The organism is Micromonospora sp. NPDC048999, assembly GCF_040649295.1.
In the GTDB taxonomy this organism is placed as follows: domain Bacteria; phylum Actinomycetota; class Actinomycetes; order Mycobacteriales; family Micromonosporaceae; genus Micromonospora.
The window spans coordinates 24,665-38,766 of sequence record NZ_JBEZFI010000046.1 but is presented as its reverse complement, the minus strand read 5'-3'; the positions used below and the strand labels follow the sequence as shown (position 1 = coordinate 38,766).

The 14,102-nt window shown below is 72.9% G+C and carries 17 protein-coding genes and 1 pseudogene; 9 read left to right on the top strand and 9 right to left on the bottom strand.

Annotated elements, in window-relative coordinates; genetic code table 11:
* Positions 1–405: 405 nt before the first annotated feature.
* On the top strand, positions 406–1,068 hold the full coding sequence (locus AB0C02_RS29125) for a GntR family transcriptional regulator (RefSeq protein WP_357552324.1): 663 nt from the start codon (positions 406–408) through the stop codon (positions 1,066–1,068).
* Entirely contained in the window at positions 1,065–2,378 is a 1,314-nt protein-coding gene (locus tag AB0C02_RS29120) for an MFS transporter (RefSeq protein WP_357552323.1), read from the top strand. The genes AB0C02_RS29125 and AB0C02_RS29120 overlap by 4 nt, the downstream gene beginning before the upstream one ends.
* 9 nt (positions 2,379–2,387) lie before the next feature.
* On the opposite strand, the gene AB0C02_RS29115 is transcribed toward AB0C02_RS29120, so the two are convergent.
* Positions 2,388–2,807 (bottom strand): hypothetical protein, encoded by a 420-nt coding sequence (locus tag AB0C02_RS29115; RefSeq protein WP_357552322.1) that lies wholly within the window; start codon positions 2,805–2,807, stop codon positions 2,388–2,390.
* 143 nt (positions 2,808–2,950) lie between these two features.
* Here AB0C02_RS29115 and AB0C02_RS29110 point away from each other — a divergent pair, with 143 nt between their 5' ends.
* On the top strand, positions 2,951–4,039 hold the full coding sequence (locus AB0C02_RS29110; RefSeq protein WP_357552321.1) for an S-(hydroxymethyl)mycothiol dehydrogenase: 1,089 nt from the start codon (positions 2,951–2,953) through the stop codon (positions 4,037–4,039).
* Entirely contained in the window at positions 4,036–4,665 is a 630-nt protein-coding gene (locus AB0C02_RS29105) for an MBL fold metallo-hydrolase (RefSeq protein WP_357552320.1), read from the top strand. Before AB0C02_RS29110 ends, AB0C02_RS29105 begins: the two co-directional genes overlap by 4 nt.
* Before the next feature lie 83 nt (positions 4,666–4,748).
* On the opposite strand, the gene AB0C02_RS29100 is transcribed toward AB0C02_RS29105, so the two are convergent.
* On the bottom strand, positions 4,749–4,871 hold the full coding sequence (locus AB0C02_RS29100) for a hypothetical protein (protein ID WP_357552319.1): 123 nt from the start codon (positions 4,869–4,871) through the stop codon (positions 4,749–4,751).
* Positions 4,872–4,964: 93 nt separating this feature from the next.
* Here AB0C02_RS29100 and AB0C02_RS29095 point away from each other — a divergent pair, with 93 nt between their 5' ends.
* Positions 4,965–5,183: a hypothetical protein gene (locus AB0C02_RS29095; RefSeq protein ID WP_357552318.1), complete on the top strand. Its 219-nt coding sequence runs from the start codon at positions 4,965–4,967 to the stop codon at positions 5,181–5,183.
* Positions 5,184–5,223: 40 nt separating this feature from the next.
* Here the strand turns inward: AB0C02_RS29095 and AB0C02_RS29090 are convergent, their stop codons facing one another.
* Positions 5,224–5,796 carry a dihydrofolate reductase family protein gene (locus AB0C02_RS29090; protein ID WP_357552317.1) on the bottom strand — a complete coding sequence of 191 codons (573 nt, stop codon included), beginning with the start codon at positions 5,794–5,796 and terminating at the stop codon, positions 5,224–5,226.
* A 146-nt stretch (positions 5,797–5,942) separates the two neighbouring features.
* Here AB0C02_RS29090 and AB0C02_RS29085 point away from each other — a divergent pair, with 146 nt between their 5' ends.
* Positions 5,943–6,638, top strand: coding sequence for a WHG domain-containing protein (locus AB0C02_RS29085; RefSeq protein WP_357552316.1), 696 nt, complete (start codon positions 5,943–5,945; stop codon positions 6,636–6,638).
* A 180-nt stretch (positions 6,639–6,818) separates the two neighbouring features.
* Here AB0C02_RS29085 and AB0C02_RS29080 read toward each other — a convergent pair whose 3' ends face one another.
* The 5 genes and pseudogenes from AB0C02_RS29080 to AB0C02_RS29060 all read right to left on the bottom strand — a co-directional run bounded on the left by AB0C02_RS29080 (position 6,819) and on the right by AB0C02_RS29060 (position 9,809).
* Positions 6,819–7,232, bottom strand: coding sequence for an SgcJ/EcaC family oxidoreductase (locus AB0C02_RS29080; protein ID WP_357552315.1), 414 nt, complete (start codon positions 7,230–7,232; stop codon positions 6,819–6,821).
* Positions 7,233–7,296: 64 nt separating this feature from the next.
* A pseudogene (locus tag AB0C02_RS29075) lies at positions 7,297–7,752 on the bottom strand (hypothetical protein); the annotation flags it as partial.
* Positions 7,753–7,861: 109 nt separating this feature from the next.
* Positions 7,862–8,665, bottom strand: a complete 804-nt coding sequence (locus tag AB0C02_RS29070; protein ID WP_357552314.1) for a TIGR03084 family metal-binding protein — start codon at positions 8,663–8,665, stop codon at positions 7,862–7,864.
* Between the two features lie 30 nt (positions 8,666–8,695).
* Positions 8,696–9,220: a copper resistance CopC family protein gene (locus tag AB0C02_RS29065; RefSeq protein ID WP_357552313.1), complete on the bottom strand. Its 525-nt coding sequence runs from the start codon at positions 9,218–9,220 to the stop codon at positions 8,696–8,698.
* 28 nt (positions 9,221–9,248) lie between these two features.
* Complete coding sequence (locus AB0C02_RS29060; protein WP_357552312.1) at positions 9,249–9,809, bottom strand: hypothetical protein; 561 nt, start codon at positions 9,807–9,809, stop codon at positions 9,249–9,251.
* A 333-nt stretch (positions 9,810–10,142) separates the two neighbouring features.
* On the opposite strand from AB0C02_RS29060, the gene AB0C02_RS29055 reads away from it, so the two are divergent.
* Positions 10,143–10,673 (top strand): DUF5987 family protein, encoded by a 531-nt coding sequence (locus AB0C02_RS29055; protein ID WP_357552327.1) that lies wholly within the window; start codon positions 10,143–10,145, stop codon positions 10,671–10,673.
* Positions 10,670–12,325, top strand: a complete 1,656-nt coding sequence (locus AB0C02_RS29050) for a GMC family oxidoreductase (protein ID WP_357552311.1) — start codon at positions 10,670–10,672, stop codon at positions 12,323–12,325. Before AB0C02_RS29055 ends, AB0C02_RS29050 begins: the two co-directional genes overlap by 4 nt.
* 34 nt (positions 12,326–12,359) lie before the next feature.
* On the opposite strand, the gene AB0C02_RS29045 is transcribed toward AB0C02_RS29050, so the two are convergent.
* Positions 12,360–12,821: a helix-turn-helix domain-containing protein gene (locus tag AB0C02_RS29045; RefSeq protein WP_357552310.1), complete on the bottom strand. Its 462-nt coding sequence runs from the start codon at positions 12,819–12,821 to the stop codon at positions 12,360–12,362.
* A gap of 76 nt (positions 12,822–12,897) precedes the next feature.
* Between AB0C02_RS29045 and AB0C02_RS29040 the strand changes: the two genes are divergently transcribed.
* A complete protein-coding gene (locus AB0C02_RS29040; RefSeq protein WP_357552309.1) occupies positions 12,898–13,992 on the top strand; it encodes a carboxymuconolactone decarboxylase family protein in 1,095 nt (364 codons plus the stop codon).
* Positions 13,993–14,102 lie beyond the last annotated feature (110 nt).

Here is a 14,102-nt window from a genome sequence, read left to right as displayed (position 1 = left end):
GCATCGAATTCATGACAAAGCTCCATTCGGGGGTCGACGCACACGCCGATGGGGGTCGGCATCATGCGCAAGCACCACGTCAGGCGCCCAAAAACGGGGGAAAGACTTCAACCGGCTGGCTCACGGGGCGAGGAAGCTCGCCTCTACGCGGCGCCGGGACCATGTACAACGACCGGCGGCCCACCATCATTCCAGGCCCGCGCACCCCGCCAGGCGGGGGCGTCCTCCTCGGCCGTGCACCCGTGTTCAACGACCGACCCCCACCCGGCATTCCGGCCCGAGCGACCGTCAATTCCTCGCAAACCGGACTAAGTGGTCTAGAGGTGGCCCGACGGTCGGTGGGCTGGGTCACGATCAGCAGGTCCGCCAGGACGAACCTCGGATCGCGATACGCAGCATAGATACATGACGCATCCCAGCGCCTCGGCACGCACCGCCGGGCCGTCGTGCGCCGAGCGGGCGTACCAGCACCTCAAGCAGGCCATCCTTGAGCAGGTCTACCCGGGTGGGCTGCTGATCAGCGAGGGAGAGATCGCCGAGGCGGCCGGGGTCTCGCGTACACCGGTGCGGGAGGCGCTGCTGCGCCTGGAGGCCGAGGGGCTGGTCGCCCTCTACCCGAAGCGCGGCGCGCTGATCCGGCCCGTGTCGGCGCGGGAGATCGTCGACGTCATCGAGGCCCGGCGCCTGGTCGAGCTGCACGCCGCCGAGCGGGTCTGGCCCCGCCGGGCCGAACTCAGGGCCGACCTGGCCCGCTGGCTGACCGAGATGCGCCGGGCGCACGCCGCCGGCGACGTCACCGCCCTGATGGCCGCCGACCGGGCCTTCCACGCCACCGTCGTCGAGGCGGCCGGCAACGAGATCCTCGCCGAGCTGTACCACCGGCTGCGCGACCGGCAGCTGCGGATGGGCGAGGCCAGCTTCCGGCTCTCGCCCGGCTGGGCCGAGGTGGCCCTCACCGAGCACGCCGGCCAGCTCGCCGCCCTCGACGGCGACGACCCGCAGCCCTGGCTCGACGCGGTCGGCGCGCACATCGACAACGCCGCGACCGTGCTGCGGACGCTGCGGTGACCGCCGCCGGTCCGCTGCCGCGTACCCCTGCCCGTCCGGGCCGCCCCGCCGCCCTGGTGTACGCGGTCGCGGTCACCGCCTACCTCGTGGCGATCTTTCACCGCAGCTCGCTCGGCGTCACCGCCGTCGACGCGGCGGACCGCTTCCACATCAACGCCGCCGCGTTGGCCACCTTCTCCGTCGCCCAGCTCGCCGTGTACGCGGCCATGCAGGTGCCGGTCGGGGCGCTGCTCGACCGGTTCGGCTCCCGCCGGATGCTGGTGGCCGGTGGCGTGCTGATGGTCGGCGGTCAGCTCTGCTTCGCCGTCGCCACCGACGTCCGTCTCGCGGTCGCCGCCCGCGTCCTGGTCGGCCTCGGCGACGCGATGACCTTCATCAGCGTGCTGCGCATCGTGGCGTTCTGGTTCCCCGGACGACGCAACCCGCTGCTGGTGCAGCTCACCGGCACCGTCGGGCAACTCGGCGCGGTGCTCAGCGCGATCCCGCTGGTGGCGCTGCTGCACCACGTCGGTTGGACGCCCGCGTTCCTCACCGCGGCGGCGCTCGGCACCACCGTGCTGCTGCTCGTCCTCGTCGCGGTCCGGGACACCCCGCACGCGGAATCCGCCACCGCCGCCCCCGACCTGGACACCGTACGCCGGCAGCTCGCCGAGGCGTGGGCCCAGCCGGGCACCCGGCTCGGCCTGTGGACCCACTTCGTCACCCAGTTCTCCGGCTCGGTGTTCGCGCTGCTGTGGGGCTATCCCTTCCTGGTGCAGGGGCAGGGCTTCTCGCCCACCGGGGCGGCGTCCCTGCTCACCCTGATGATCGTGGTGACCCTGATCTGCGGACCGGTGATCGCGCACCTGTGCGCCCGGCACCCGTTCCACCGCTCGGTCCTGGTCTTCGCGATCACCGCCGGCACCGCCGCGGTTTGGACGGTCGTGTTGGCCTGGCCGGGACGTGCACCGCACTGGCTGCTGGTGGCCCTCGTCGTTGTCCTCGCCGCCAACGGCCCCGGCTCGGTGATCGGCTTCGACTACGCGCGCACCGCCAACCCGGTGCACCGCATCGGCAGCGCCACCGGCATCGTCAACGTCGGCGGCTTCGTCGCCTCGATCTTGCTGATCCTGGCGGTCGGCGTGGTCCTCGATCTGGCCACCCCGGCCGGGCGGAGCACCCCGCCGCTGGACGCGTTCCGCTGGGCGTTCGCCGTGCAGTATCTGCTCTGGCTGATCGGCGCGGTCCAGGTGCTGCGCTACCGCAACGCCGCCCGCCGCCACGCGGCCGAGCGCGCCTCCGCCACGGTCCCCACTCCGGTAGGCACCTGATCGCGGTGCTCAGTGGCCCCGCCGCCGGTGCGTCAGCGAGTCCAGCATCAGGGTGAGCCCGGCGCCGACCAGCCACACGTCCTTGGCGATGCCGGTGCCGGCCTGGGTCGGTTTCAAGCTGTTCGGCTCCCGCAATCCCGGCGTCTTGAGGTAGAGCTGCACCAGCCCCGCGCCGAAGGCCGTCAACGCCGCACCGGCCAGCAGCGACGGCACGAACGGCACGAGCAGCGCGGCGCCGAGCGCGATCTCGCCCCGGGACAGCAGCTTCGCGAACCGATCCGGCCCCAACTGTTCGAGTTGGGGGAGCGCGCCGACGGCCATGCCGTGTACCGCCTGCGCGGCCTCGGCCTCCAGGCCGCGCTTGCCGAGCCCGGAATTCAGGATGAACGCGCCGATGCTGACCCGCAGCGGCGCATGCGTCAGCCTCATGATCACTCCCGTCGGATGCGGAGAACTGCTGCCGCGTACCCCGCGATGCGGGAGATAACCCGTCGGGTAGCGGTGGGCCGGCGCGTGTGTTCGGCGGTAGGTTCGGCGGGAGAGACGCCAGATCGACAACGGCGGGAGGAACCGTGGGCCAGCAAGTCCGGGGAGTTGTGTCGCGGCGCAAGGGCGCGCCGGTGGAGGTCACCACGATCGTGGTGCCCGACCCGGGGCCGGGTGAGGCGGTGGTCCGCGTCCAGTCCTGCGGGGTCTGCCACACCGACCTGCACTACCGCGAGGGCGGCATCACCGACGACTACCCGTTTCTGCTCGGCCACGAGGCCGCGGGCGTTGTCGAGCAGGTGGGGGAGGGGGTCACCGACGTGGCCCCCGGCGACTTCGTGGTGCTCAACTGGCGGGCCGTCTGCGGGCAGTGCCGGGCCTGCCGCCGGGGCCGCCCCTGGTACTGCTTCAACACCCACAACGCCGCCCAGAAGATGACCCTCACCGACGGGACCGAGCTGACGCCCGCCCTCGGCATCGGCGCGTTCGCCGAGAAGACGCTGGTGCACGCCGGCCAGTGCACCAAAGTCGACCCGTCCGCCCGGCCCGCCGCCGTCGGCCTGCTCGGCTGCGGCGTGATGGCCGGCCTCGGCGCGGCGATGAACACCGGCCAGGTGACCCGGGGCGACTCGGTCGCGGTGATCGGCTGCGGCGGCGTCGGCGACGCCGCGGTGGCCGGCGCGGCCCTGGCCGGAGCGACGACGATCATCGCGGTGGACACCGACTCCCGCAAGCTCGACTGGGCGCGCCGCTTCGGCGCCACGCACACCGTCAACGCCTCGGAGGACGACCCGGTCGAGGCGATCCGCGCCGCGACCGGCGGCGTCGGCGCCGACGTGGTGATCGACGCGGTGGGCCGCCCGGAGACCTGGAAGCAGGCCTTCTACGCCCGGGACCTGGCCGGCACGGTGGTGCTGGTGGGCGTACCCACCCCGGACATGAAGATCGAGCTGCCGCTGCTGGACGTCTTCGGCCGCGGCGGTGCGCTCAAGTCCAGCTGGTACGGCGACTGCCTGCCCAGCCGCGACTTCCCGATGCTCACCGAGCTGTACCAGCAGGGCCGGCTCGACCTGGACGCGTTCGTCACCGAGGAGATCGCCCTCGACCAGGTCGAGGAGGCGTTCACCCGGATGCACCACGGTGACGTGCTCCGCTCGGTGGTGGTCTTCCCGTGACGGCCCGCGTCGACCACACCGTCACCTCCGGCACGTTCTCCCTCGACGGGCAGACCTTCGACGTCGACAACAACGTCTGGGTGATCGGCGACGACACCGAGTGCGTCGTCGTCGACGCGCCGCACGACGTGGCCGCCATCGTTCGGCTCGTCGGCGACCGCCGGGTGGTCGCCATCCTGGCCACCCACGCCCACGACGACCACGTGCGGGTCGCGCCCGAGTTGGCCCGGGCCACCGGCGCCCCGGTGCTGCTGCACCCGGCCGACCGGGTGCTCTGGGACCTGGTCCACCCCGACACCCCGCCCGACGGGGAGCTGACCGACGGCCAGACCGTCCCGGTCGGCGGCACCACGCTACGGGTGCTGCACACCCCCGGCCACAGCCCCGGCGCATGCAGCCTGCACGCCCCCGACCTCGGCGCGGTCTTCACCGGCGACACCCTGTTCGCCGGGGGGCCGGGCGCCACCGGCCGCTCCTACAGCGACTTCGGCACCATCATCCAGTCGATCCGGACCCGGCTGCTGACCCTGCCGCCGGAGACGGTTGTCCACACCGGACACGGCGACGACACCACCGTCGGCGCCGAGGCGCCGCACCTCGACGAGTGGATCGCCCGGGGGCACTGAGCCGACGCCCCGTGCGGGTCGAGGCCGGTCCTGACCGTCGGACCTGCCTCGACCCGCTGTCGTAGCCGGCCGCGGTGCCCGGGTCAGCCCACCTCGTCGGGGTGGGCGTGGGACACCGGCCGCGCGGGTCGCGACCGTAGGAAGGCGCCGCGGAGCACCCGCAGCAGCATGGCGGGCCGCATCAGCGCCTCCGGCCGGTCCACCATGCCCGCCGTACGCAGGTAGGCGGTGGTGACCTTCTCGTCCCGGGTCGCCGCCGCCTGGACGAGAGACAGATATCGCTGGACGCAGCCGGGGCGGTGACCCGGGCGGCGGCGGACCTGCTCACCGCGGAGGGCTGGTTCGCGCAGCACCCCCACCTGCGGGTCGGGTTGGACCAGCTCGCCGACGGCGTCGAGCCGGAGACCCGCTTCGCCCCCGCCACCGAGCGGGCTCAGACGATCCTCGACGCGTACCAGGCGCAGTGTGCCGGGGACGGTCGGGTGCGGCGCAGCCCGGACTGCGCCCGGGTGGCCTGAGCCGCGGTCCGGGCCGGCGTGCCCCGGCGCGCCGGCCCGGCTACCGCGGCAGGCGGTAATGCAGGTGAGTGACCCGGGGCGACTCGATCACGGCGATCGGCTCCAGCCCGACCGGGTCGACGCCCAGGTGCTCGAAGAGTCGCCGGCCTGTGCCCAGCAGCACCGGTGCGATCTGGATGTGGAGTTCGTCCACCAGCCCCCGCGCGAGGAGCTGCTGGGAAATGTCGGCACCCATCAGCCGGACGTCCTTCTCCTCAGCGGCCGACACGGCCTCCCGGTGGGCGGTCTCCGGGTCGGTGACGAAGGCGAAGGTGCCGCTCTTCTCGACGAGTGGGGCAAGCGGCGCGTGGGTGAGCACGAAGCAGGGGGCCGGCCACGGGGTGTCCTGCCAGAGGCCGATGCCCAGGTCGAAGGTGCGCCGTCCCATCACCACCGCCCCGGTGCTCGCCGTCCGCTCCCGCAGCAGCTTCCCGTCGACGTCGTCGGCCGACGCCTGGAAGATCCACTCGTGCAGGGCCAGGCCGCCTCGGCCCATCGGATGCTCAGCGCTGATGTCGGGGCCGGCCATGAACCCGTCGAGCGACATGGTGACGTCCAGGAGCACATTGCCCATCGGGCCTCCTCGTTCGATGGCTGTTGGCTCGGCCGGGTGCTGCGCCACCGCCGGTCGGTAACCTGGCGGAGGCAGTTCCCCGGCGCCGCCGCATGTGCCGGCCCGACGTACGGCGGGGCCGACCGCCCAAAGTGTACGATGTCCACATGCAGGCGGCCCCGGGAACCGAGGAAGTTGCCCCGCGGCGGAGCACCTACCGTCACGGGGACCTCTACCGGGCGTTGCTCGCTGCCGGGACGGAGCTGGCACGGGATGGCGGGCCGGCCGCCGTGGTGCTGCGCAAGGCGACCCGGATGGTGGGCGTCGCGCCGAACGCCGCCTACCGCCACTTCACCGACCGGCAGGCGTTGCTGCATGCGGTCTGCGAGGCGGCGCAGTCGGACCTGGCCACCGCCATCGAGGCGGAGATGGCCGCGCTTCCGTCCGGGGACGACCCGCCCGAGCGGGCCCTGGACCGACTCCGCGCGGTCGGCACCGGATACCTGCGCTTCGCCCGTGCCGAACCCGGCCTTTTCCGCACGGCGGTGTCGGTGCCGGCCGACATGCTGACCGCCGGCGCCGAGGGCAAACGGGGCCGGGGCGGACGGACGCCCTTCGAGATGCTGGGTGACGCGGTCGACGAGCTGGTGACGGCGGGGGTGCTGCCGGCGGACCGGCGCCCGGAGGCGGAGTTCCTTGCCTGGTCCGCGGTGCATGGACTGGCCATGCTCCTCATCGACGGGCCGCTGCGGATGGTGCCGGACTCCCGCGCGCACGAGATCGGCCAGCGCCTGCTGGACATGGTGGAGCGCGGGCTGCCGGTCGTCCGTCCGATCACAGCGGGGCGTCCCGGCCCGGTGTGAGCGGCCGGTGGCCGCCTCGCCGTTGGCCGATGGTGCCGGCCGGGCCGCTCGCCGGACCATCGGCCCGGCGAGCGGCGTTCAGGTTTGCGGAGGTAGCGAGCGGACGAAGGCCCGAACATCGCCGACCAGCAGATCCGGCTGCTCCAGCGCGGCGAAGTGGCCGCCCCGGTCGAACTCCGCTCAGGCCGCCTGCACCGGCGTGTTCTGGTACGCGGTGATCAGCCACTCGCCGTCCTGCTTGACGAGCAGCCAGCTGGCCCGGATGGCCCGCTCGGCAGCGACCTCGGTCTCGCCGGGCGCGAGCACGCCACCCTGGGTGAGCACCAGCACGACGTTCTCCGCCAGCGGCTTGACCGCGTACGGGGTGCCGGTGACCTGGGTGCCCTTGAAGGGGCCGGTGAACGCCTGGGCCATGAACGACTCGATCTCCTGCCGGCCGGTGCGCGACACGCCAGTGATGATGAGCGTCCCGTCCTCGGTGAACGCGCGGGCGAACGCCCCGGCGTCGTGGTCCGCCCAGGCGGCAACGATGCGCTGCGGTACGGCGGCGACGGCGGCGCGGTCGTCGGCGATGGCGGAAGGGTTGGTGGTCATGTCGGTGGTCCTCTCCTGGTTGGGGGCGGGGCAGCGACTGCCCCGCCCCGACGGGTGCGCGGGGACTCAGAGATGGCTCCAGGCCGCAGACGATTCGACCGCAGAGTTCGAGGTTGGTGTTGGGGTGCATGATCGCGTGCAGGTTCAGCGTCTGGACGTCCCGCTCGATGCGTTGGATCGACACGTCCCGATAGATCGAGGAACCACCGCTGGCGGTGTTGAGCAGGTCGAGCGCCTCCTTCGCCCGTTGGCACACGGCGCCCAGGTCCAGTCGGACCCGGGCCATGAACGAGCTGTGTGGACGGCGCAGCGGTGTTTGTCGCCCGTGCGTCGCCCGGCGATCCCGCCCGTCTCGGCTCACCACGACCTTGGCACCGTGCGCCTGGCCAGCGCATCTCGCGGATTGCGGACCGCGGTGGCTGACACGGGACGGTTCGGTGGCGCAGCGGCCGACCTGGTCAGCCCGCAGGGACGTGGTCGCCGGTTCAGGCCCGATGGGCGTCGCCGGCCCGTAGGGCACCCCGGGACGACGCCAGGTCGGGCCGCAGCCGGGCGGCGCCGCACCTCCGCTCTGCGCGTGTCCGCCGCCGGCTGCGCGGTCGGGCCACGCCGATGATCTCCGGCCGTGCTCAGGCCGTCCCGCCGGCAAACTGTCCCGGCTGCCGCCCTGCGCCGGCGGGGCCACGGTAAGCCTGGGCGATGTCGAGCCAGCGGTCCGCCTCGGCGCCGGTCGCGGTGAGCGCCAGGTCGTCGCGATGGCGGCGGCGGGTCGCCAGCAGGCAGAGGTCGACGGCTGGCCCTGTGATCCGCTCGCCCGAGCCGGCCGGCCCGAACGCCCAGACCGCCCCCGACGGGCCGGTCACCTCGAACCGCAGCTGCACGTCGGGCACGGCCAACCCGCGGGCCTGATAGCCGAAGTCCCAGGTCCGTACGACGAACTCCACCAGGTGCCGGATCCGGTCGCCGTACACCCGGTGGACGCCGAGTGCGTCGGCGACGTCCTGGCCGTGCGCGAACAGTTCCATCATGCCGGCAGCCGCGAGGACCGCGGCCGGCAGCGGGCGGACCAGCCACGGCACCAGGTGCCCGGGCGGGGTGACCGCCAGCGCGTCGTCCACCGCCGCGCGCTCCGCCCGCCAGCGTTTGAGCAGCACCTCGGGCGGCTCGGCCAGGTAGCCGGCAAGGGCGTGCTGAACGTTCGCGTTGAAGTCGGCGCTGAGTCCGGAGGTGAGCCGGGTGAAGGCGTCCGGGTCACGGACCGCCAGTTCGGCCATCCGGAAGGTGGCCGCCAGGTGGGCGATCTGGTGGGCAATGGTCCAGCCGGGCGCTGGCGTCGGGCGTTCCCAACCGGCGGCGTCCAGGTCGGCGACCAACCTGTCCACGTCCTGGCCCTCGGCCCTCAGCTGGGTGTACACGTCGGATTGCGCGGTCACGGTGGTTCCTCTCGATCGATCGGGCGCGGGTCAGGAAACGGGCCGTGGTCGTCGGGTCCGCAGCAGCATCCCCAGCGCGCCGAGGACCACCAGGCCGTCGATCACGAGCAGCACCGCGCTGACCGGGTCGACGTCGTGCTGGTGTCCCGACACCGCCGCTGCTTCCGCCGGCACCCCGCCGGCCGGGGGAGGCGCCCCGGTGCCGACGCTGAAGCGCCGGATGCCCTGCGTCTGGCCGCCGTCGGCGAACTCGACGTGGTACGCCAGGGTGAAGACGCCGGGCTGTTGGATCGAGACGGCCTGGACGAGGCGGTGACCGGTGGCGGTCGGGGTGTCGGAGCGGTTGACCCGCCGGCCGTCCTCGCCGATGACGGCCAGATGCGAGCGGGCCGCGACAGGCGCCCGCGAGAACGCCAGCTCCACCTGGGCCGGCGCGGTGGTCAGGGCGGCTCCGTCGGCCGGGACGCTGGCCGTGGGGTCGTCCCCGCCCGAGGCTGCCGCCGGGGCGGCCGGCGCGGCGAGGGCAAGGGCGAATCCGATCATGGCCGGAGCCATCGCTCGGAACACCTGACGGCCGGCCATCTCAGGCCGGCATCGGCTGGGACGGCAGCGGCTCGGTGTACGGGCGGCGGCTCGCCGCGCACGTGCAGGACATGGCGGCGCTCTCCGCCGGGCTGGGCCGCAGGTGCAGGTACATGGCGACCACCATCGGGATGAAGACCACCGAGTTGTAGAACAGGTGCAGCTCGACCCGGGGCAGCACCAGCTGCAGCATGCTGGTCGGCACCTTGGCGCCGAAGAAGTAGACGCCGGTCTGGGCCTGGATGAACAGCAGGGCGTGCTCGATGTGGTGCCAGAACTGCAGGGCGAGGGAGACCGTCCACCAGGTGCGGGCGCGGCCGACGAAGCCCGGTCGTAGCAGGAACAGGCCCACCAGCATGAGCAGCGCGTATCCGTAGTGGAGCCATTCCGAGGTGACCAGCCATGGGTAGAACTGGCCGAGCACGCCGCGCGCCGCCGGCCGGGGCCAACCCAGCACCCAGATCTGGTACGCCTGCACCAGGTGCTCGGCCCAGTGCGCCACCACGACGAACAGGTAGAGCCGGAGCGCGGTCTGGTGGTGCCGGCCGTTGATCCAGGCCACGAGACCTCTGCCTCGCTCTGCCTCATGGACGCGCATGACGGTCTCCATCCTCATGGCTGGGGCTGCACGAGCCACGCTAGCGACACCCAAGCCCGCCACGTTCTTCGAAGTTGCGCACTCTCCACAGCAGACCGAGCCGCCCTTGCTGACCGCTTTGACCTGCTCGGTTCGGGAAAGCAACCGGGAAGATGCGGCACTGCCGCAGTGATCGGACGATGAGACGGCCCGGGCCGCCGGACCCGGCGCCGGCTCCCGACCAGCCAGTGCTCCTACCCGACGACAGGAGACACGCCAGTGCAACCGAGTACCCCCGATGCCAACCCGGCAGTGACGATGACGTTGGAGGCGTTCGCCGACACGATCCTTCCCGGCGAGAAGCGGTGGCCGGACGATCGCAGCGTCGCCGGCGTCTCCGGCGGCGGCGGTGCGGTCGCGTCGGGCGCGGTCGACGTGCTACGCACCCCGGAAGGCGGGATGGCCCCCGCCCTGGACAGCCTCGCGGAGGCGCTCAACGGGCACGCCCGCCACCACGCCGAGAAGCACCGCCTGACGCTCGACCCCGACGTACCGCCGTTCGTGGCCCTCGCCTATCCGAACCGGGTGGCGTTGGTGCAGGAGCTGACCGCCGTGGACCACCCCGAGCGGGAGGCCTGGGTGAGCGTGGCCATGTTCAGCACCATCGCCTTCGACGCCGCCGCGCACCTGCACACCGTCGACGCCCTCGCCGCCGGCCACCCCGGCCTGGCGACCCTCGGCTACTACCCACCCGGCCAGGACGGACTCTGGCGGTTCCCGGAGTACTCCTACGGCCGGGTGCTGGCCCAACCGCACCCCGACACGACCCCCTCAGGGAGCCCGGCATGACGGTTACCGAGAAGACCGACGTCCTCGTGATCGGCAGCGGCTTCGGCGGCGCGATCGCCGCGTACCACCTGGCCGCCGGCGGCGCCCGGGTGGTCGTGCTGGAGCGCGGGCCATGGCTGCAGGGCGAGGAATTCGACCAGGACTTCAAGTTCGGTTCGTCCTCGACCCGGGTGTTCGACTTCGTCATCGGCGACGGAATGAGCGTGCTGAGCGGGAACTGCGTCGGTGGCGGCAGCGTCGTCTACTTCGCGGCCATGCCGCGCGCCCCACGGTTCGTCTTCGACCGGCAGGGCAGCATCGGTCGTCGCATGTGGCCGACCACGATCTCGCGGGACACGTTGGACCCGTGGTACGACCGGGTGGCCGAGGCGTTGCCGGTCAGCCAGCAGGACTGGAACGATGTGCCCTTCTCGGGCGGGCTGTTCGGCGCGGCCTGTGCCCACGCCGGTCGGACCGCCAACCCGGTCCCGGTCGCCATCGACCGGGATCGCTGCACCAACTGCAACTGGATGATGTCCGGGTGCCGCTTCGACGCGAAGCGGTCCCTGCTGTTGAACTACCTCCCGGCGGCCCTGGCGCACGGCGCGCAGATCAGGCCGATGCACGAGGTGCAGTACCTGGCCCGCACCGAAGACGGCGGCTACCGGGTGCACTACCGCGTACTGGATGACGTCGACTATCGGGTCGAGGCGGGTGCCGGGGCGATCGACGCCCGGATCGTCGTGCTCGCCGCCGGAGCGGGCGCGACCCCGGTGATCCTGCAGCGGTCCGAGCCGCACCTCGGTCCGATGCCGTCGGCCGTCGGGCGGTACTTCTCCGGCAACGGTGAGCGGCTCAACACCGCGGTCTTCGACGAGGACCGGGTACGGGACGTGCTCGGCCTGTCCCGGTCCGACGGGGTGCCGTACGAGGGTTACCAGATCGGCAAGGGACCGTGCGTCGCCAGCTGGGACCGGTTGGACGGATCGCTGCCGGAGTACCAGCGGTTCTCACTGGAGCAGCTGTACTTCCCGCCCGGCTTCGGCACCATTCTCGCCCAGGTGCCGGACGCCACCGGCCCTACCTGGTTCGGGGCGGAGAAGAAGGAACTGCTGCGCCGCTGGCGATCCTGGCTGACCATCTTCACGATGAGCGAGGACGACAACGAGGGGGTGTTCGGGCCGACCCCGGAGTCCGGCAACTCGCAGCGGCTGTCCCAGCAGATGCTCGGCCGGGGTTCGCTGCGCTACCGGCCGACCGCCAACACGCTGCGGGGCTGGGCCGAGTCGGACGCGGCGGTGCGCGACATCCTCGAGCGCGACGGGCTGGCCCGGGTGATGCCCTGGACCAACGAGGTGGTGGGCGCGTACACGGTGCACCCGCTGGCCTCCTGCCGCATCGGGGACGACCCGGCCACCTCCGCACTGGACGACCGGCACGAGTTGCGCGACCATCCCGGCATCTTCGTGACCGACGGGTCCGCGGTGCCGGGCGCCCTCACCGTCAACCCGGCCATGACCATCGCGGCGCTGGCCGAACGCGCGGTGCCGGGCATCGTACGGGCCGCCCAGCAACGGGGCGTGCAGGTCCGGTACGGCGCACCGTCGCCGGACGGCGCCACGGCGGGTCGCCGAGCCGTCCTGCCCCTGGTGACCGGCCGGACCGGGAACTGAGCCGCCGCGCGCACGATGCCCGGCCGGACGGGCGTCAACGCTTCGGGACGTACACTGGGTTGAAGCGGGTGGTCACCTCAGTGGGGGTCAGCTCCCGGTCGCACTCGACACAGTGCACCCCGGACCGGGCCGCTCCGCCGCAGCCGTCGTGCTCGGCGAGGCGGGGCGGGCCGGCCGGGCCGGCGAAGTGCCGGTCCCCCCACTGCATCAGGGCCAGGACGACGGGCACCAGTTCCCGTCCGCGGTCGGTGAGGTGGTACTCGTGCCGCAGCGGGCGCTCCTGGTAGGGCACCCGTTGCAGCACGCCCCCGTGCACCAGGGTGCCGAGCCGGTCGGCCAGCACGTTGCGGGCGATCCCGAGGTTGCGCAGAAACTCGTCGAAGCGGGTCGCGCCGAGCAGCGCCTCGCGGACGATCAGCAGGCTCCACCGCTCGCCGACCACGTCGAGAGCCCGGGCGATGGAACAGCTCTGGCCTGCGTACAACCGGTTCTGCATCCGGTCAGTTTAGTGACCGCGCCGATACCATCGATGGGACCGCCGGGCGGTCCCGCCCGGGACGAGGGAGTGGACTGTGCGAGGCTGGCTGCTCAGGACGGCCGTGCGCCGGTCGATCACGGAAATCCGGTACCTGACACCGGTGCGGCCGGCGGTTGCCCCGCCGCCGCTGGCCGCGCTCTACGACGAGGTGGAGCGGGACTTCGGGGTGCTCGCGCCACCGGTGGTGCTGCACTCGTCCGAGCCCGACGCGCTCGCAGCCTGCTGGGCGATGCTGCGCGAGACCCTCGTCGCCACCGGACGGGTCGACCGGCGGGTCAAGGAGGCGGTCGCGGCAGCGATCTCCGTCGCCAACAGCTGCCCGTACTGCGTGGAGGTGCACGGCACGGCCCTGGACGCCCTGTCCGTCGGGCCGGATGCCGCGCAGGTCGCGCGGGACCGGATCGACCTCGTCGTCGACCCCGAGGTCCGGCGGTTGGCGGCCTGGGCCCGACGCAGCGGGGTCCGCGAGCCGGACGACCACGGGGCGCCCCCGTTCGGGCCGCCACAGGCGCCGGAGGTGATCGGCGTCGCGGTGACCTTCCACTACATCAACCGCATGGTGAACATCTTCCTGGACGCCTCACCACTGCCGTCGGCCGCGCCGGCCGCCGTGCAGTCGGGGCTGCGCCGGCTGCTGCGTACGGTCATGCGGCATACCGGCCGGGTCGAGCGTGCCCCCGGCATCGCCCAGCGCCGACTGCCCGAGGCGGCACTTCCCGCGGACCTCGACTGGGCGCGGGGCTGCGCCCCGGTGGCCGACGCCTTCGCCCGCGCCAGCGCGGCGATCGAGGCCGCCGGTGCCCGGGCGCTCGCGCCGGAGGTGCGGGACCGGGTCGCGGCCGAGGTGAGCCGGTGGGACGGACGGCCGCCCGGGCCGAACCGGTCCTGGACCCGGGCCGTGGTCGCCGACCTGCCGGCGGCGCAACAGCCGGTCGGGCAGTTGGCCCTGCTGGCGGCCCTCGCCTCCTATCAGGTCGGTGAGCCGGTGATCGACGAGGCGCGGCGCGCCGGACTGGACGACCGGGGCCTGATCGCCGTGACCTCCTGGGCCAGCCTCACCGCCGCCCGTCAGATCGGCACCTGGATGTGGGCCGGCGTCGGTCCGCCCACCCGGCCGGCCGATCGGTGAGCCGACCGCTTTGCCGGCCTGGCCCCGAGCCGTGCGGAGCGAGCCCCGGAGCTGCGGTCCAGGTGCGCAATCTCGGAGTTCTGTTGCCTTCCCCCGGTCGGTCATCCTGG

Coding starts and splice junctions, on each gene's coding strand:
- AB0C02_RS29125 (WP_357552324.1), top strand. CDS start 406: ATGACGCATCCCAGCGCCTCGGCACGCACCGCCGGGCCGTCGTGCGCC.
- AB0C02_RS29115 (WP_357552322.1), bottom strand. CDS start 2,807: ATGAGGCTGACGCATGCGCCGCTGCGGGTCAGCATCGGCGCGTTCATC.
- AB0C02_RS29100 (WP_357552319.1), bottom strand. CDS start 4,871: ATGGTGGACCGGCCGGAGGCGCTGATGCGGCCCGCCATGCTGCTGCGG.
- AB0C02_RS29090 (WP_357552317.1), bottom strand. CDS start 5,796: ATGGGCAATGTGCTCCTGGACGTCACCATGTCGCTCGACGGGTTCATG.
- AB0C02_RS29085 (WP_357552316.1), top strand. CDS start 5,943: ATGCAGGCGGCCCCGGGAACCGAGGAAGTTGCCCCGCGGCGGAGCACC.
- AB0C02_RS29080 (WP_357552315.1), bottom strand. CDS start 7,232: ATGACCACCAACCCTTCCGCCATCGCCGACGACCGCGCCGCCGTCGCC.
- AB0C02_RS29065 (WP_357552313.1), bottom strand. CDS start 9,220: ATGGCTCCGGCCATGATCGGATTCGCCCTTGCCCTCGCCGCGCCGGCC.
- AB0C02_RS29055 (WP_357552327.1), top strand. CDS start 10,143: ATGACGTTGGAGGCGTTCGCCGACACGATCCTTCCCGGCGAGAAGCGG.
- AB0C02_RS29050 (WP_357552311.1), top strand. CDS start 10,670: ATGACGGTTACCGAGAAGACCGACGTCCTCGTGATCGGCAGCGGCTTC.
- AB0C02_RS29045 (WP_357552310.1), bottom strand. CDS start 12,821: ATGCAGAACCGGTTGTACGCAGGCCAGAGCTGTTCCATCGCCCGGGCT.